16 protein-coding genes and 1 pseudogene are annotated in these 18,375 nt (G+C 53.6%); 2 read left to right on the top strand and 15 right to left on the bottom strand.

Annotation, left to right across the window (positions count from 1 at the left end; all coding sequences use genetic code 11):
• Positions 1-319 precede the first annotated feature (319 nt).
• Positions 320-1,366 carry a glycosyltransferase family 2 protein gene (locus FVV99_RS16215; protein ID WP_148255174.1) on the bottom strand — a complete coding sequence of 349 codons (1,047 nt, stop codon included), beginning with the start codon at positions 1,364-1,366 and terminating at the stop codon, positions 320-322.
• 250 nt (positions 1,367-1,616) lie between these two features.
• Here FVV99_RS16215 and FVV99_RS16210 point away from each other — a divergent pair.
• A pseudogene (locus FVV99_RS16210) lies at positions 1,617-2,628 on the top strand (IS630 family transposase).
• 116 nt (positions 2,629-2,744) lie between these two features.
• Complete coding sequence (locus tag FVV99_RS16205) at positions 2,745-2,972, top strand: hypothetical protein (protein ID WP_236645443.1); 228 nt, start codon at positions 2,745-2,747, stop codon at positions 2,970-2,972.
• Positions 2,973-3,345: 373 nt separating this feature from the next.
• Here the strand turns inward: FVV99_RS16205 and FVV99_RS16200 are convergent, their stop codons facing one another.
• The 14 genes from FVV99_RS16200 to FVV99_RS16135 all read right to left on the bottom strand — a co-directional run bounded on the left by FVV99_RS16200 (position 3,346) and on the right by FVV99_RS16135 (position 18,373).
• On the bottom strand, positions 3,346-4,293 hold the full coding sequence (locus tag FVV99_RS16200; RefSeq protein ID WP_148255173.1) for a glycosyltransferase: 948 nt from the start codon (positions 4,291-4,293) through the stop codon (positions 3,346-3,348).
• A 417-nt stretch (positions 4,294-4,710) separates the two neighbouring features.
• Positions 4,711-6,000, bottom strand: a complete 1,290-nt coding sequence (locus FVV99_RS16195) for a DUF4910 domain-containing protein (RefSeq protein WP_161599019.1) — start codon at positions 5,998-6,000, stop codon at positions 4,711-4,713.
• Positions 6,001-6,046: 46 nt separating this feature from the next.
• Complete coding sequence (locus tag FVV99_RS16190; protein WP_148255171.1) at positions 6,047-7,036, bottom strand: polysaccharide deacetylase family protein; 990 nt, start codon at positions 7,034-7,036, stop codon at positions 6,047-6,049.
• Between the two features lie 26 nt (positions 7,037-7,062).
• Entirely contained in the window at positions 7,063-7,887 is an 825-nt protein-coding gene (locus FVV99_RS16185; RefSeq protein ID WP_148255170.1) for an SDR family NAD(P)-dependent oxidoreductase, read from the bottom strand.
• Positions 7,868-8,794, bottom strand: coding sequence for a Gfo/Idh/MocA family protein (locus tag FVV99_RS16180; protein ID WP_148255169.1), 927 nt, complete (start codon positions 8,792-8,794; stop codon positions 7,868-7,870). Before FVV99_RS16180 ends, FVV99_RS16185 begins: the two co-directional genes overlap by 20 nt.
• A gap of 43 nt (positions 8,795-8,837) precedes the next feature.
• Positions 8,838-9,998 carry a polysaccharide pyruvyl transferase family protein gene (locus FVV99_RS16175; RefSeq protein ID WP_161599018.1) on the bottom strand — a complete coding sequence of 387 codons (1,161 nt, stop codon included), beginning with the start codon at positions 9,996-9,998 and terminating at the stop codon, positions 8,838-8,840.
• An 11-nt stretch (positions 9,999-10,009) separates the two neighbouring features.
• Complete coding sequence (locus FVV99_RS16170) at positions 10,010-10,807, bottom strand: SDR family NAD(P)-dependent oxidoreductase (RefSeq protein WP_148255167.1); 798 nt, start codon at positions 10,805-10,807, stop codon at positions 10,010-10,012.
• Complete coding sequence (locus FVV99_RS16165) at positions 10,788-11,504, bottom strand: acylneuraminate cytidylyltransferase family protein (RefSeq protein WP_148255166.1); 717 nt, start codon at positions 11,502-11,504, stop codon at positions 10,788-10,790. Before FVV99_RS16165 ends, FVV99_RS16170 begins: the two co-directional genes overlap by 20 nt.
• Before the next feature lie 42 nt (positions 11,505-11,546).
• Positions 11,547-12,632, bottom strand: coding sequence for a sugar phosphate nucleotidyltransferase (locus FVV99_RS16160; protein ID WP_148255165.1), 1,086 nt, complete (start codon positions 12,630-12,632; stop codon positions 11,547-11,549).
• Positions 12,625-13,821 carry a UDP-N-acetylglucosamine 2-epimerase gene (neuC, locus tag FVV99_RS16155; RefSeq protein WP_148255164.1) on the bottom strand — a complete coding sequence of 399 codons (1,197 nt, stop codon included), beginning with the start codon at positions 13,819-13,821 and terminating at the stop codon, positions 12,625-12,627. The genes FVV99_RS16160 and neuC overlap by 8 nt, the downstream gene beginning before the upstream one ends.
• Positions 13,818-14,837 (bottom strand): N-acetylneuraminate synthase, encoded by a 1,020-nt coding sequence (gene neuB, locus FVV99_RS16150; protein WP_201745128.1) that lies wholly within the window; start codon positions 14,835-14,837, stop codon positions 13,818-13,820. Before neuB ends, neuC begins: the two co-directional genes overlap by 4 nt.
• Entirely contained in the window at positions 14,834-15,460 is a 627-nt protein-coding gene (locus FVV99_RS16145; RefSeq protein ID WP_148255163.1) for an acetyltransferase, read from the bottom strand. The genes neuB and FVV99_RS16145 overlap by 4 nt, the downstream gene beginning before the upstream one ends.
• A 42-nt stretch (positions 15,461-15,502) precedes the next feature.
• Positions 15,503-16,513, bottom strand: coding sequence for an NAD-dependent 4,6-dehydratase LegB (locus tag FVV99_RS16140; protein WP_148255162.1), 1,011 nt, complete (start codon positions 16,511-16,513; stop codon positions 15,503-15,505).
• 39 nt (positions 16,514-16,552) lie between these two features.
• On the bottom strand, positions 16,553-18,373 hold the full coding sequence (locus tag FVV99_RS16135; protein WP_148255161.1) for an ABC transporter ATP-binding protein: 1,821 nt from the start codon (positions 18,371-18,373) through the stop codon (positions 16,553-16,555).
• Positions 18,374-18,375 lie beyond the last annotated feature (2 nt).

Genomic DNA, 18,375 nt, shown 5'->3' with positions numbered 1-18,375 from the left:
AAATCAATTAGTAACTCTCAATTATTTAAGTTAAAAATTTTATTTGGAATTTAATATAAAGATTCTGATGTCGGATTAGGATACTAGATTATGAATTATGAGCTGTTGCGTACTCGCAGGGAGGAGTTTTTGCTCTTTCCTGCTCTGGAAAAGCTGATCAATGATATAAGCTACGTGCCTGACATTACGTGTCAGTGAAATAATGAAGTCGACGCTGAAGAGCTATTGCTGACTGTATAAGCTCCCCATCCAACAGAAGGAATTGCACCACAAATCCCCATTTGTCAATTTGTAGGAGTGGCAGATAATACCAACAGAATTATTTCACATATGGCTCATTAATTATTTGAGGCCCGACAGGAGGATTAAAATCAACTTTCCATCCTTCAATCCTTAACTTATGAAAATATTTGCTTTGATCAGGAAGCATGCAGGATATAACCCAAAGGAAAACAAAAAACACTTTATAGCCAACACTACCACCAAGATGATTTAGTGGATTTATTTGTATAGAATTTTCCTTGGCAACATCTCTATATTGCCGCATTAAACGAGCAATCATAATCCAGCGATAGCTTGGCTTTTTTGTAATCAGCATCCCTGATGTGTATATCAAATAATGCACAGCAAATTTTTTCTTTATCTTTTCCAATTCATCAGAATTGCACATTGCTTTGCTCCGACTAAAGCCATACTGGAGTGTAAGCAATTTATCAAAAAAACGTGGACTAGGGTCGCATCTTGTCACTGATTCAAACTCTTCATTATGATAGTATCCGACAACATTGCTCTTATAAAAATGCTTTACAAAAAAGGGATATATAAATGGCATAGGATGGTCTTCATAAAGGCAGCATTCAGGGTAGAATATTTTATTGCTAACTAAAAACTTCCTTCTAAATACTTTACAGCATAGCCTTCCAAAGATTTCCAAAAGACAAGCTTTACTTTTTTCAGAATCAGTATAACTGCCTGGGCTTAGACCTAAGGTGTTAATAACTTCTCCTCTATGCCATATGTCGAAATCAATAAAATCGTAAGACCCATATCTTTCCTCTTTTATAACATCGATTGCATTTAAATTAATATTATCATCAGAATCTATAAACCAAACATATTCTCCACTTGCGACACTCAAGCCATGATTTCTAGCTCCACCCGGCCCTTTGTTATCTTGATATATAACCTGAGTTGTGATTTTTGAATCATCCTTGAATTTTTCCAGAAGCTCACCGGTACCGTCCACAGATCCGTCATCAACTAGAATAATTTCAACTTCATGGTCATCAATATCCCTCAAGGTCTTTAATAAGTTCTCGCACTTGTGTTTGGAATTATAGAAGGGTATTATCAATGAAAGCAGCATCTCTAAACTCCTTGCTATCTAATAAATAATACATAAATTTTCAGTATTTTCAGCATATTATAAGTTTCATATGGATTTGGCCTGATCCAAGATATTCCTCAAACTTCGGTTTATATATCAGCGCATTGTCAAGACGTCTCGAACCCGATAGTTCCTTTCAGCCCCGCCCCCGGTTCTCTTCAGTAAGTGACAGCACATAAGTTTTTGTGCATAATGGTCAGCTTGTTTCCCCTTGCACCAGGACGTGCGCATGAGGCACCGCTTTGTTACTCCTCTCACTACGGCTGAGCAGGAGGCCCTGATGGACACTTACCAGTATGCCGAAAAGCCTGCGCTGCGTCGGCGTGCTCATGGCATCCTGCTCAGCCACAAAGGGCATACGATCGGGCAGATCTGCGAGATCCTGGTCGTCACCCGTAACACGGTGGCAAGCTGGTTCAAGGCTTGGGAGACTGAAGGCCTGCAAAGGCTCCATGACAGGGCGCGTAGCGGGCGACCGCCGATTTTCGATGATCAGGATCATGGGCGCTTGCAGGAGCTGGTCCAAGAGTATCCTCATCAAATCAAGATCGTTCGAGCTCGGCTGCTCGAGGAAACCGGCAAGACCTCCAGCACCGCGACCCTCAGGCGGACGTTAAAAAAATCGGCCATAGCTTCAAACGCGTCCGGCGGTCCCTGACGGGGCGACGTGACGAGACGGATTTCCGCAACACGCCAGGACTGATGTCAGCGCTTCAGGCCCGGGAAGATCAGGGCATCGCAGAGCTTTACTATTTTGATAAATCAGCGTATTCCCAGTCATTTGCCTTGCCCTATGCGTGGAGTCCTGTCGGGAAACCGCTGGAGATGACCGCCTACTCGCGCAGTCGCCGGCTCAACGCACTGGGCTTCCTGAGTCGGCAAGGCAAACTGGTCTATCAGTCCACCACCGAGTCGTGGCGACGGAGACGGTCATCGCTGCCTGCGACCACTTCATTGCCCAGAAAGCGCCGGATACCTTCGTGATCGTGGTGTTGGACAATGCCAGCATACATCGTCCGGAGTCCTTCCAACGCAAGCGCCTGGAGTGGCTGGACCAGCGGGTCCACGTGGTCTACCTGTCGACCTACCCGCCCGAGTTGAACCTGATCAAAATCCTCTGGCGCCAGGTCAAGTATGCCTGGCTGCCGCTGACTGCCTATGAAAGCTTCGCGACGTTGTGCCGCGAGGTAGAACGGATCCTGTCAGGTTACGGAACGGAATGCGCAATTTCTTTTGCTTAGGTACTTAAGCACTCTAGCAACCACATCCATTTAAACTGACTTGCGTCGATCACACTGGTGTCCCCAGTCAAAAAAGGAGGACGAGACCTCACACGAACCTGAAGCTGAAGCTGACGATGAAAGAGTCCAAGAAAAACGCCGCACCCCCAAACCGGACATCCTTCATTGGCGTTGACAACGCAGGCCAGTGGAGCCACTTACAGTCTGATCAAGACGGCCAAGGCCAATGGTCTCTCGCCCTACGCGTACTGCAATTCGTGTTCGAGACGCTGTCCACCCTCGGTAAGGATGACGGCCTCGACGCCCTGCTGCCCTGGCAGTGGAAAGACACCCTACCGGCCTGATTCAGGCCGGTATATTTGGGGTTCCTAGACCGTTTACTTCCTTCATGGTGAGGTTGTATGGCAGCATTATAGGCGCTGGGCTGCCGTGGTATTGGAGTACTCTTAGTCGACCATCCATTAGCCTAACCATATTAAACTCATGGAAGGGCTCGTATCGCATATTCATTTTATTTAAACCCTCATCTCTTCAGTTAAGATAAGTTTGTGATATACCATCACCACTCATTGGACTTTTTATTCTATTGATAAACAACTTCCAGTGTAATGTATATCAGATAGATAAACTTAATGAGTAATAACATAAACAATACAACAGATAGACAAGGTGGACCTATAATTATACTTAACTCAAGAAAACAATTTAACTCCGCAACTAAATATTATTTACCTTTTTTATCAATAAAGAACTGTTTAACTGTTCCTTATAATGCCACAACCGGGTAGCAGCCACTTCCCCTACTATAGCCATCACTATTTTATATTTTGTATTTAAAAAGCTTTTATATCCATTTGGAGAGATTTCCTTTGCTTTCTTATAGAACATCCTCCCACCTTCATGATCTCCATTCTTTATCAAACCCCCTCCCTCTCTCCAGAGATAAAGGGCCCAAGCATCAAATATTATTTTCTCATTACTATTTGCTACAGCTTCGAATGCATATTCTAGATTTTTTAATTCTAAAGCTGGGCTAATTTTTCTATTACTTATCCTATGTGAGGCGTCGTGCAGACGCTGTCTGAAAATCAAAGTATCATCAAACTCAAAACTATAACCAATCGATGACAGTTTAATATTAAGAGCCCATTCTTGCTTTGCATGCATCCGCTCGTCAAACCCACCTACTGCTTTTAGAGTTTCAAGTGGGTAAAGAGGAAGAGAAATTAATATATTTCTCATGATCAAGTCAGCAACGTTGTTATTGAGTTTTACAGCGCTTGACCTCATTTTTTTTTCAATAAGCCCATTGTCACGAAATGATTCATAATACCCATAGGATATTTTCTTTCCCAAAACACCAAGAGAGTAGTAATATTGCTTTTTTAAGGCTCCTCTAACTAGCATGTCATCTGAATCAAGAAACTTTACATAGGAACCTCTAGCAATATTCAACCCTTTATTTCTTGCAGCGTTTGCGCCATGCCGACGTTGCGATAACAACACAACACTTTTATATTCAGAAATTATTGAAGGAGTAGAATCAGTAGAGCCATCATCAACTATAATGTGCTCAACATCCACTTCATCTTGATCAAGAACACTTTCAATGCAATCTCTAATGTATTTTCCACCATTATAAACAGGGGTTATTATTGATATCATAGCAATTTCCTATAAAAAATAAATAATAATTATGGTAACTTAAAAACCGACCTTCAGATTCTAATTTATGACTACCTTTAAAGAGATTATAATAGTGACAAAATTCACCAAAGCTTCGAAAATTTCATATATGTGTACCAATATTGTAACAGCTCTTTTCCGCAGCCAGATCTTAACATATACTATCGTTGGTGTTTTTTATACAATAAAATTTAACCAATCCTAACTTCTGCAAGAAAGTAACGGTTTGCATTACGAAAAATGATGAATAACATTCAAAGCTTATTGTTCAGTAATTTTCGCTAAAGCACTAGTATTGCTCTAGCACCAAGTTGATTAATAAATTGTGGGTATGTCAATCACTAGGCTTCGTGACGAGCAGTATCACAGCAAGCCGGCCGAAGGTACTTGGCGCTCTCAAGCGCTCACCTCCAAAAGCCCGCATTCCTGCCAAGCTCTGATATATTGCTCCACCGTTTGCTTCGGTAGCCCCACTTCCATGGCTAGTTGCCTGGTAGTGGTGGGCCTGCTGATTGTTGGAATGATATCCATCAGCATGCGCTTGCGGCGTCTAGTGTCGTCCAGCTGATCGCCGAATGCTACCTGGCCCGGATCAATATAGAGGTCGTAGTCGGGGTTGGACAGGCAGATATTGCCCATGAACTTTTTCTTGATAACGGGTGATACCTCGAGATTGTCGATCGCCGCCTCGATCAGGGTCAGGGCCTCGGAAAGCCGCCCCTCGCTCATCAATGCCACATTATCGGCATCGGTGTGGTACTCAGGATAAGGGAAGCGTGAGAGAGACGACATCGGTACACCGTAGGCCTCCCAGATATACTCATCATTGAGCAACAGGCTTTCAAATTCCCCCACACGGTGCTCAATCGAACCGTTACCGAGAGCTTCCTGCAGTGCAAGTTCGATATTGCTGTTTTGGCTTCTCGATAGTTGCAGGTTCAACGGCGTCGGAGATCCCAGCATCTCCAGCATGACTCCTTCCAAGAGTATCTCTCTTTCTTTCTCCGGCATCCTACCTAGATAATACTCATTACCCATGATCCCCGGAGCCAGCACCAACCGATAACTGAACTTTAGATCACGCTTACGCAGCATATCAAAGAGCGCAACGCCCACGGCCACGCCGGACACGCCATCGTTGGCGACCCCGGGGTGATCGAGGTTGGCACCGAAAACGATGGTGTCGTCAAGCTTGCCGGGCAGGTGATAGTCGAGCACCCGCAAGGGCCCGGGCGCTTCCTCGGTCTCGATCAGGACGTCATAGTCGCCCGGCGGCAGCGAGTCATAGAACGCTTTGGTAACACAGAACCCCCAGTCCCGCTTCCAGCTGGTGAAGAGCTGACGGAAGTGGAAGGGTATCCGGTCGTCGAAGCGATGATCGAAGTGCAGATGCTTGCACAGCTCTTCACGCGTGACTATGCCTTTGAACGGTGCCGACAGGGCCATGACCGCCATGGGGTGCCAACGACCGTCGTATATCATTTCACTCCCATGATAGATGTGAGCGGCCTTGACATCCCATTTGGGCGGAATCACCCATCCATTATAATTGTCGTTTGCGGGATAAGTGAGTTCTTTGAAAGGCAGGAGATCCATTAGATACTCGATCGTATCATCGTAGTCGCTGGAGCAAATCACACGATTCAAGGGAGTCAGGTCATCTAACAATTGGATCATCGTTTTCATATCAATACCCTTATCGTCTTCGGCAGAGTGATCCAAGACATAACAACTAGCTGTAAGTCGTAATAGCGCTACACGTCCCGTTATTCGGCAATGCCTCACCGTCGATGGGCAAGTCGTTAGTGTCCAGCCGAGGGAGCAACAATGAGTCATTTTTAGTTAAGTCCGCCACCCCTACCTCGACGGTCAGTCCCAATGCACAGCCTCGATCACGCAATACTGCCAACAGCGAGTCATTGTATCCGCCGTATGGATAGCACATGACCCAGTCATCACTCTGGATTCCCAACTCGGCGAGAAACGACAAGCTGGCATCGATTTCCCGTTGCTGCGCTTCACCGGGCAACGTGTTCAACCATTCATGGCGGTCACCATGGCTACCGAGGTACATGCCGCCCTCATGGAGTTTGCGAAGTTCTTCTACGCTCATATAAAGCTCGTCGGCGAATGCGCTTTCATCGTCCGTCACGAAACGGTGAAAGAGTGCATCGACCAGCTCGGCTCTCAGCGCTTCTGGCAGCCCCTTTTGCAGCAGCCGCTTGATGAAGGTCACCTCAGGGCCGTCGTAGCGACTTTCCTTGCAGTGACGTTGGTAATAGGTCTCGTTACTCTCGAGCCCGTATCTCTCGCGGTAGGTGTCCAGGAAACGGAATACGGCATCGACCAACGGGGCATGATCATCGACCGACGCAAGCACGAAGTGGATCTTATTGACATCAAGCATCCGACGTTCCCTGATCGCACTGGCAGGCGGGAAGAAGCTGCCCTGAAGGCCCCGCTCCACCAATAACGGAAAGACATGGTCGTAATGATCACGGTAGCCATCATCGAAGGTCAGCAGTGCAGCGTTCTCGGGAAGCGAAGCCTCTCCCTTGGCCGAAGCGATGACGTCTTCCATCCGCACGACACAATAATGCTGCTGGAGATAATCGAGCTGTCCTGCGAAGTCTTGCACGTCCAGGGCTTTCAAGGACGGGTAACGCGAGTCCCGCAACGGACGGACATAGTGGTACATCACGATGGTCAACGGCTGCGACATGCTGATTGCTCCTGCACGAGAAAGGGTTACCAGGCGCTCAAACCACCATCGACGAACAGCGATTGGCCGGTAACGTAACGAGAGGCTTCCGAGGCGAGATAGATCGACGCCCCGACCAGATCGCCGACTTGCGCCATGCGCCCCAGCGGCACTCGCTGCGAATAGCGCGACTGAAAGATATCGTTCTGGCCGCTTTCCACACCGCCCGGCACCAGCGTATTGACACGAATGCCGTGAGTGGCCCACTGAGTGGCCAGATAGCGCGCCAAACCCGCGACACCGGCTTTGGACGCCGCATAGACGGGTGGCGTGTTGATCGCCGTTCCCAGATACTCCGACCCTTCGTAGATACGTGAGTCGCTGCCCAGATGCCCGTAGATGGAGCCAGTATGAATGATGCTGCCACCCCGGCCCAGCTCGATCATGCGCTTGCCGACCGTCCGGGAGACCAGGAAGACCCCATCCAGATTGACCGCCATGATCTTGCGCCACTCGGCTAGACTGTACTCTTCGACCGGTGCGAAGAATGCCTCGAGATCGTCGGATTTACTCGCCGCATTGTTGTGCAGCACATCGATCCTGCCGAAATGTTCCAGAGTGGCTGCCGCCAGGCGTTCCACCGACGACTCGCAAGCCACATCACACGCCATGCCGATACAGGACACGCCCGTCTTGCTTTCCAGCTCACCGGCATAGGCCTCCGCCGCCCCGCCATCCACATCGGCCACGACGACATTGGCGCCATGCTCAGCCAACCCTAGACAGAAATGACGCCCCAGGATGCCGGCCCCTCCAGTGACGATGGCGACACGACCGCTCAGATCGAACAGGTCACGATAGGTCGAAGTCATCCAGTGCAACCTCCTTGCGAGTGGATAGCGCCCGTTGCCCGGCGATCAGGGTGAGCACGGAGTCGAGGGTCGTCGTCACCGGAATCGGGGGGCGTCGATCGACGATCATGCGCTGGAACTCCCAGAGCGTACGACGAAACATCGAAAAGTTATCGGCTATGTCGACTCGGCTAATGGCTCGACTTCCCATCAATTCGATACGAAAGGTGGCCGGCGCGTCTCCCAGCGCATCCAGAGTCAGGCTCAAACCATCCGCCAAGGTGACCAGCACCGACTCGTGCCGACCCGGCAACGGTGTCACTGCCAGCGGGCGGGCCGGTAACAGCGGCAGGATCGCGTCCAGCAGATGGATGCCATAGCGGGCCCAATCCTTGACGATCGTGCCGCGTACGACTTTCAGATCGCCATGCTCCACCTGGCCGTCACGAATGGCATCCAGTTCCTTCGCATAGCGCATGCCCGAGCACGACATCAGCTTTCCCTGCTGGAGATAAGGGAGAAAATCTCTCAAGTCATCGGGATCCAGCGTCAGGGGTTTGTCGATGAACACCGGGATACCGGCCTCCAGAAAGGGGATCGCCAGTTCTCGATGACTCTCGGGATCATCACGAGCAATGATTACGGCATCCACCTCACCGATCATGTCCCTGACCGATTTCATCGCATTGGGAATGCCGGTAGCTTCACACAGGACTGACGTTTGTTCGCTCTCCTGCGTCCAGGCATGAGTCACACGCATATCGCCGACCCCAAACTCCGAGTCATGGCGGCGGCGCACATAGTCATCGATTCCCGGCCAACCGGCCTCTTTAAGACCGTGACCACGGTAACCGTTGATGATCGTGGCGAACGAAAAGGGGTGACCGTTACCTTCGCTCACGCCTAGCATACCGACTCGTGTGACCATGGAAATAACCTGCTTTCAGGGCTATTGAGAGAAAAACTGGTGTTCAACCGAGCAGACGAACATTGTCACGCGTCTTGTATTCCAGCCGTTGCGCACCGGCGCGCAGTCGATCCCGGAGTTCGTCGCCTGCGTCCAGGTAAGTGGTCGCCAGCATTACGATATCGTCGAGTTGTTCCCCGATGAGAAACGGATCGAACGGTCGTTGTGACAATTCGGCCTGCTTGAGAAATGCCGTCATCTTGGGCGTATGCTCCGTCCAGGCGATCACCGGGGTTCCGCCGCGATGCGCGAAAATACCGGGGTGCCATCGTGCTCCGACATAGACCCCGGCATGGCCCAGCACATCGACCGCCTCTTGCACACAGTTATCGATATCGATCAGCGGCAGACCGAGCTCTCTCGACACGGGAGTCATGAGGCTCAAATCCTTGTGGGAAGAGGCCGTCAGCACGATCTGCCCGACAGCGTCCCGCAATCGCTCGCACAACTGCATGACACCCGGCAAGGGATCGTGCCCGGGTCGTAATCCACGGAAAAATACCGACCCACCGCCGAGACATGCATAGGGCCGTTCGGGATCAAAACCGTCACCGTAGGTGCCGTTCCACGCCGCTAGCGGTCTCGGCGAATGGATATAGGCGGCATCCGCCCCCACATGCCCTGACACGCCGGGACAGACGATTGCCGAATCCGGTTCGCGAAAGACGATATCGTCGAGATACGGGTAGACATTCGCGGCAATTTCCACCAACACGGGATCGTTCATCACGATACTGTGGTTGACGATGGCCGAGGGTTTGCCCAGATAGCATTTGGCGAGATAAGCGATGAAGTAGATCATGCGGCTCTGGCGCGTTCGGTCGTAGATACACCCCTCACCGTTGATCAGTACGACATCGCATTCGCTCAATGCCCCATAGATCGCTGGAAACCACTCCCCATCCAGGACGCGCGCCGCGCATTCGTCGAACGCTTCCCACTCGCATGGCGCGATATCAGCCACGCTCTTTCTGTCACCATCGACTGACGTTGACTCAGCGGTGTCAACCGTATCGTCCGGTTGCGGAGAACCGATACGGTATTGATACAAGGTGGAGGTCACTGATCCACCCGCCTCATGGATCAACTCACGCATCGCCTGAGACGTCGCGATGGCTCCCCAGTTAGGATCATCGGACGTATCGTTGACCAGACAGACGTTCATCCCAGTGTTCCTCACCAGACCGACCATCCGCCATCGACACACAGGTTCTGTCCAGTCATGTAGGCACCGGCATCGCTGGCGAGAAGCGCAATAGCTCCTTTCAAATCCTGGGGATGACCGAGCCGGCCCGCCGGCGCCTTGTTCTCCAGGCGCTGCATGAATGCTCGATTCTCCTGGGTGATGGCATGCGGGAAGGCCCCCGGACTAATGGCATTGACACGAATCGCATCGGGAGAGAGAAAACTGGCGAGGTAGCGCGTGAACTGGAGCACTCCGGCCTTGGCTGCCCCGTAGCTGGGCGGATTGGCGTGATCCGTGCCCTCGTAGAGCCGATAGTCGGGGGCGACATGACCATACATCGAGGCGATATTGACGATGCATCCCGAGCTTTCCTTGAGCAACGGATAACACTCCTTCACCATCCGAAACACCGAGTTGAGACTGATATCGACATCGTGATACCAGTCATCTTCGTCGATGCTCTGCCAGCTGTTCTTCTTGCCTGACCAGGCATTGTTGACGAGGATATCGAGTCGTCCAGAATGCTCACGAAGTGTCTCTGCACAGCGTTGCACCGAAGACCGGTCAGTGACATCCAGCGGCAACACCAGGTGACGGCTATCCGGTGCCAGGTCGCGAAGCTGCCTGAGCACATCGTCGCAATGGGCGACGTCGCGGCTAGCCAGCACCACATTGGCTCCTTGCTCGGCCAGAGCTTCCGCCATGGCACTGCCAAGATGGCCGGCTCCTCCTGTTATCAGTGCCGTGCGCCCGGACAGGTCAAACAAGTCATGCAGTGATCGATTCATGCCGCTCCTCCCTGATCATCCACTCTGCGAGACGGAAATCGTGCTCATCATCGATATCCAATGAAGACTTACCGTCGACGACCACTGCTCCCATCCGACCGAACAGCATCCCCTGCTGTGTCAAATCGAGACTAGCGACACGGAAAGCGTACACCTCGCCACTCAACTGATACGCTTCTGGAAGTTGCTGCCGAGGTAACCAAGGAATGCTGCCATCTATGAACGGCTGAGGCTCCCCGTTTTCCAAACGCCAGGCCCGGTGTGGATTGAGATCCACAGGTTTGAAGGTCGCCACGGAATCGAGGCCTTCCTCGTGCAAACGTTGTAAACAAGCCCGGATATCCTCCGGGCGCCGAAACGGCGCGGTCGGCTCCAAGAGAACCCCATAGAGCGCGGACTCTCCTCGCGCGCGTAACCGACCCATCAAATCGCGAACCGTTTCAAGTACCAAGGCCGTATCCGTCGCCAAGTGGCCGGGACGCTCATAAACCTCCGCCCCATACATCCTCGCCACCTCGGCAATCGCCTCACTGTCCGTAGACACGATGACACGATCGATTTCATCGACGCTCAAGGCCGTTTCCACCGCCCAGGCCATCAATGGCTTGTCACCAAGCAGGCGGATGTTCTTGCCGGGGATGCTCTTGCTGCCGCCTCGGGCGGGAATCATGGCAATGACACGATGACTGTCGATCATGAGGGGGAACCAGAAATCAATGGGAAAGGTAGCGACACGGCGTCAGGAACGCAGTTGTGCCATGGTCTCGCAGTACTGCTGCCACTCACCGGTATCCAGCCACGCTTTATCGCTGATGGGATAGACACCAACCCGGCCACCCTGGGCTTTCACATCATCGATCAGGTCGGTGAGATGGTAGAACCGGTTTTCAGGAATCAACTCGAGTACAGAGGCGTGAAGGACATAAAGCCCCGTATTGACCAGGAAGTTGTAATGCGGTTTCTCGCGCATCGAACACAACTGTCCGTTATCGACGATATCGCAAATCCCATAGGGAATATCGTAATGGCGTAGCGATACCACCATGGTAATGTCGTTGCCCTCGTCGCGATGATGCTCCACCAGCGCGTGGTAATCGGCCTTGATTATGACATCGCAGTTGGTCACGATCAGATCACCGTCGAACCTGCCGATCAGGGCATGCAGCCCTCCTCCCGTCCCCAGCGGCTGGTCCTCATGGACATAGCTGAGGCGATAAGGCGGGTCCAGCTCTTCGAAATAGGCCTGTATCAGTTTCGACTTGTAATTCACCGACAAGTAGAAATCATCAACGCCGTGCTCGACGAATGAATCGAGGATCACCTCGATGGCGGTTTTCTCGCCCACCGGAATCAAGGGCTTGGGCAGCACGCTGGTAAACGGAGCCAGCCGGGTCCCCTTGCCGCCAGCCATCACCACCACCGGCATGGCCAGTGGCGCTCGATGTGGCTCGATGGTGGCGTCCTGGCATACATTTTCCTGAAAGAGAATGTCGACGATCTTGCCCTGAACATCCAAGACCGGCACGGAATGGATCTTGTGCGTCGACATGAGCTGTCGGATCACGTCCAGAGTGGCATGCGGATCTACCGAGAGAGGAACGCGATTACAAACGTCACCGACGACACTGTCCAGATTGCCACCGCCGAGAATCCAGCGTCTGACATCCCCATCCGTCAGGCTACCTGCCAGACGTTGCTCCTCGTCGATCACGAAGAGAATCTTGCGCCGCGTCTCCTCCAATTGATGCAACGCATCCAGTACCTTGCGCTGTGCATCGATCATTAGTGCATCAAGGCCTGTCATCGTATCCCCTCGCTCAGTCATGTGCCGCTATCCCGGGCATGTCGACGAACCCTTTTTTCATCAATGCGACATCCAGCGGTATCTGTTTCAGAACGTCCTTGATCCGCCGCGACGCGCTGCCATCGCCAAAATGGTCATAGGGATTGCTCATCTCGGCGATACTCGCCTGGAATGCCGGATCCAACGCCTGGCCGATCCCCTGTGAAATGGCCGCAACGGTATCGGCGACCGAAATCACATTGTCGGCCAACAGCCGGCCTTCCTGACGACTGCCCACGTTGACGACCGGCAGCCGGAACGACGGCGCTTCCACCAGGCCGCTCGAGGAGTTGCCGATCATCAGGTCCAGATGATGCAGACAGGCGTGATAGAGCCGTTGGCCCAGATTGTCGAAAAGACGGCTGCGTTCCGGATGCGCCTCACACCACTGCGCCAGCACCGTATTGATGGCACGTCCTCTGGCATCGGCATTCGCCTTGGAAAAGACGACCTGAAGATCGGGGCGAGCATCGAGAGCCGCCAACAGCGCGGATACCGGTGACGCCGTTGCACGATCCGACTCGATCGTGACGGGATGGTAAGTCACGATCGCGGTGGGACGGTCGAGCGACAGTTCCAGTACCTCGGATAGGGCCTCACGCGATACCGGTTCACTGCGATGAAGGTGATCCAGGCCTGGCGCACCGTAGTTGTAGACCCTTTCCGGACTTTCTCCCATTTGCAGAATCCGTCGGCGGTAGGTCTCAGTGGCAGGAAAATGCAGGCTGGCCAGCTTGGTCACGGCATGGCGAAAGTAGTCATCCAGTGCCCCACGGCTCGTCTCACCGCCGTGCAAATGCGCCACGGGAACCCCGTGAGTCACGGCCGCCAATGCCACCGGCACGATCTCGAATCGGTCACCCAGCAGAACCACCATATCCGGCCGGTCCTCGGCCAGAGCCTCACCACAGGACAGCATCGCCAGCCCCATGGCCTTGGTCATGGCAATCCGGGTATCCGAGGAGAGCAGGATTTCCATGCGGCGATACACGTGAAAACCATCCCGCTCGATATCCTTGACCGTTTCACCAAACTCGGCTGACAGATGAGACCCCGTCACCGCGAGTTGCAGTTCCAGATCGTCATCACCATCGATCTCCCGTAACAACCAATACAACAATCCGTAATCGGCCCGTGTAGATGTCAGCACCCAAAGACGACGACGGCTCACGACAGATCCTGCCAATCGAGCAACTCATCGACTGCCAACGGCCTGGCCACCTGCCGCCCGATCACCGCTCCGAGCAAGCTGGGCGCCATACCGCAACCAGGTCGCTTCACGGTGACATGCGCTTCCGTAATGACATCTCCTGCTGCCAGGGGGCGGTTGACGACGATACTCTTGCGCACCACGCTGGCATTCGCTTGTTCGCAGGGAGCGGGTCGCTTGCGGCCGTCGCCTCGCGCCATCTCTATATGACGAATGCCTTCCACCATGCGCTGAAAGTCATCGGGGGCCAGCGAAGCGGCGTGATCCGGCCCGGGCATGGTCGTATCGAGAGTGAAGTGTTTTTCCAGCACCACCGCTCCCATGGCGACAGCCGCCAGTGAAATCTCGGTTCCCTGAGTATGATCGGAATAGCCCACCTTGACGCCGAACGCCCGAGCCAGCGTATCCATCGCCGTCAGATTGATCTCGTCATAGGGCGCCGGATACTCCGTCACGCAGTGCAGCAGCGTCACATCCGCAGCGCCGGCATCCAACAGTCGGTACAAGGCCGGTTCCACGTCCGCCAGGTGACACATCCCGGTCGACAGGATGACCGGCTTGGCGAAGGCACCGATATGTGCCAGAAGCGGCAGATTAGTGATCTCACCGGAGGGAATCTTGAAGCGACGCATCCCCATGTCATCGAGTAGCGAGGCGCTCGCTTCGTCGAACGGGCTCGCCATGAATTCGATCCCCAGCGTTGCGCACCGATCACTAATCAGTGCGAATTGTGCCTCGGACAATTCCAGTGACTCGAGCATCGCGTACTGGGTTTCCGCTTCCGGCGACGTTCGTTGCTGATACGCTGCCTTGCCGGCTTGCCGGGTGACCAACCGATCCGTCCGGAAAGCCTGGAATTTCACGGCATCGGCCCCGCAGCGCTTGGCTGTCTCGATCAGATCGAGGGCCAACTCGATCGAGCCATTGTGATTGACACCAGCTTCGGCGATCACGAAGGTGCTATCCAGATCGTTCAAGGGAGTCTCCTGGCAGGTGTCCCGACATAGGTACCGGGAACATCGATATTGCGCGTGACCGTCGAGCCAGCGCCGATCAGGCAGTCGTCACACAACCGCACCCCGTGAATCAGCTTGGCTCCGGTCCCGATCATGCAGCGGTTCCCGACCACGACACCACCACTCAACGTCCCCCCGGGAGCGATATGTACGTCGTCACCGATGACACAATCATGATCGACACTGGCGTGTGTATTGATGATGCACGCCCGGCCAAGTCGGCTGCCGGAAACCACGATCGCCCCATCCAGGATCACCGATCCCTCGCCGAGATCGACATCGTCATGCACGACTGCGTACCGCATTATCAGAGCGGGCAGCCGGAAGCCGAGTCTGAACAGCCGGTCCATCAACCCGCTACGAAGCGAATCGGGAACCACCTTGCCAATGCCCAGCGCGGCATACTCGGGCAATTGCGGTTTCAGCTCGGCCAACAGCATATCGCTGCCCAGATACGGCACACCCCGCAGCGCACCAACATTCTCCAGCGCGGTGTAACCGCAGACCTGATGACCAAGAGACTGCAGCCCGTGGATGATGACCCGGGCATGCCCTCCTCCCCCAAGCACCACGAAGTCACACACCAGTTGTCACCTTTATCGTGCAGATCATCTTGAGAGGAACCATCACAGGTTGTAATGGTCGGCTTTGTAGCGGGACAGATTGTCGGTCTGCGTGAACCACGCAATCGTCTTCTCGAGCCCCCGACTCAATCCGTCCTCGCCAGCATAGGTCGGCACATGGCCCAGCCAGGATACCGCGCGGCGTGTATCGGCCCAGAGCCGCTCGACCTCGCTCTTTTCGGGGCGCAGCCGCTGATCGTCGGATTCGATAGCCACTTCGCGGCCCATCAGATCGGCAATCAATCTGGCCGTCTCGCCAATACTGATTTCGAAACCACTACCGACATTGATGGCCTGCCCCACCGCGTCGTCACACTCGGCCACCTTGATGAAACCGGCCACCGTATCGTCGACATAGCTGAAGTCGCGGGTCGGATGCAGCGAGCCCAACCGCAGTCGTCGGCTGCCGGCGGCCAGTTGCGTGATGATGGTAGGAATCACCGCCCGCGCGGACTGGCGCGGGCCATAGGTATTGAACGGTCGAATCAGCGCCACCGGGGTAGCAAACGAGCGATGAAACGACAGCGCCAGTTGGTCGGCACCAATCTTGGACGCCGAGTAGGGAGATTGCCCCTGCAATGGATGCGACTCGTCGATCGGCACACTGAGCGCCGTGCCATACACTTCACTGGTCGAGGTATGCACCACTCGCTCGACGCCAAGCTCCCGTGCTGCCTGCAGTACGTTGAGCGCTCCCTTGATGTTGGTATCGATGTACGTATCGGGCGAATGGTAGGAATACGGAATCGCGATCAACGCCGCCAGGTGCAGTACGACATCGCAGCCTGTCATCGCCTTTCGGACGCCATGCGGATCGCGAATGTCGCCCGCAAACACGTCGACCGCTTCCCGAATATCCGGTTCACTCTGATCCAGCCAGCCCCAGGAATTGAAGGCGTTGTACATCACGAACGCCCTGACCGAATGGCCCCGCCTGACCAGTGTCTCCACCAGATGCGAGCCGATGAAACCATCGGCACCGGTCACCAGAATCGTTCTGTTCGTCAAATCCATGCGTCGTCCATCCGGAAACGTCAGAGGGGAATGGTGTAATCAGGCGTGCTGCGCCATACGGCGGAAGGTGTCGTTATCCTGCATCAGGCTGTCGTAATCGCCCTGGTCGACGACCCGACCGCGGCTGATCAGATAGATACGATCGCACTGCTTCACGGTCGCCAGCCGGTGAGCCACCAGTACGATGGTCTTGCTGCCGGAGAAATCGTGAATGGCATCCATGATGATCTTTTCGGTGATGCCATCGAGCGCACTGGTCGCTTCATCCAGGATCAATACGCTGGCATCGTGGTAAAGTGCGCGGGCAATGCCGATACGCTGACGCTGTCCGCCGGACAGTTGAATGCCGCGCTCCCCCACCCGGGTATCGAGCCCTTCTTCCAACTCATCGACCAACTCACTCAAGTGCGAGAGTTCAACCGCCCGCTTGACGCGCGCCTCATCTATCAGATCATCAGGCAAGCCAAAGGCGATATTGCGCCGAATACTGGCATCGGCCAGGAAGATGTTTTGTGACACGAAACCGACCGAATTCTGCCAGGCACGCTTGATATCGCGAGTTAGAGGCTGACCATCGATGAGGACTTCACCCGGATCGGGATCGATCAAGCCCAGCAGCAGATCGATGATAGTGGATTTACCCGATCCCGATGCGCCTACCAGTCCAACGACTTCATTGACGGGTATCGTCAAGGACAGGCCTTTCAATGCCGGTTCCAGCTTGTTTGGATAATGAAACGCGATGTTTTCAAGCACAATGTCGTGCTCAGGTATCAATACGGGGTCAGTCGACGCATCACTTCCCCGGGAGGTGGCGAAATCGTCAGGTACATATCCCTCACGACTGGCCCACAAATCATCCCGAACCGTCTCATACGCCGACAGGTTGCCGCGAATGGTGGAAATGCTGGCATAGGTTTGCTGAAAGGCAGGAAGCAGTTTGAACCCCGCCAGGGCATACACCGACAATACTGGCAGGATGCTTCCCAGGTTGCCCTGATGGGATCTCAACAGATACAACACCAGAAAGATCACCGCACCGAAGGCGACTATCTCCATGGCATACCGAGGTACCTGTCGTAGCGCCTGATTGGTGCCCATGGCATATGCTAGATGCCGGCTTGTCCTATTGAACTGTGAAGTAAATAGACGTTGCCGACCCAGCAACAACACATCCTTGATACCGCCGAATCCTTCCGCCATCAGTCGATAACGCTGATTCTGAGCCTCCGAAATGTCTCGGCCATTATCGATCAGTTTCTTGCGTACCGTCTTATACAAGACGTAGTACGAAACACCGAATAGTACCAGTGCAATCAGTGCCACGACCGGATTGTAGATAAAGATCGCCACCGACATCATGCTGGCCATCAACAACTTGGCGTTCATCTCCATGACCGGGGTGATGATGCCGTTGATGACACGCTGACACTCCTGTGCGATCTGCTTGGTCAGGTAGCTGCTGCTACCCGTGGTATGAAACAGCCAGGGTTGATGCATGTAGTACCGGTAGAGTCGACTGGAGATCTCCGTACCTACATAGGTTCCATAGAGAGACAAACGCCAGGTCGTGTACATGGAGAACAGCCCGGCCACCACCAGCAACAGTAGGACGATGATGCCCGTCATGAACAGGAAGTCTTCGGGTGTTGCCGCACCGCTGAACTGATAGATCTCCGCCAACCAGCCATTGCCCTGAAGTTGTTCAATATCACCCACCAGCGCCATGAACGGCCCGATCGAGACGACGCTGGCGATTTCGGTGAACGACATGATCACTACCAACAACTGCAACGCCTTGAGCTTGCGGCGCTGCTCGCGGGTCAGCAACGTGTAGAGTTCCTTGAGTTGGTGGAACATGC

It is taken from the genome of Aidingimonas lacisalsi (assembly GCF_008079445.1).
Taxonomy (GTDB): Bacteria; Pseudomonadota; Gammaproteobacteria; order Pseudomonadales; family Halomonadaceae; genus Aidingimonas; species Aidingimonas lacisalsi.
Note: the sequence above shows the minus strand (reverse complement) of the source record. Positions and strands in the feature narration are given on the sequence as shown.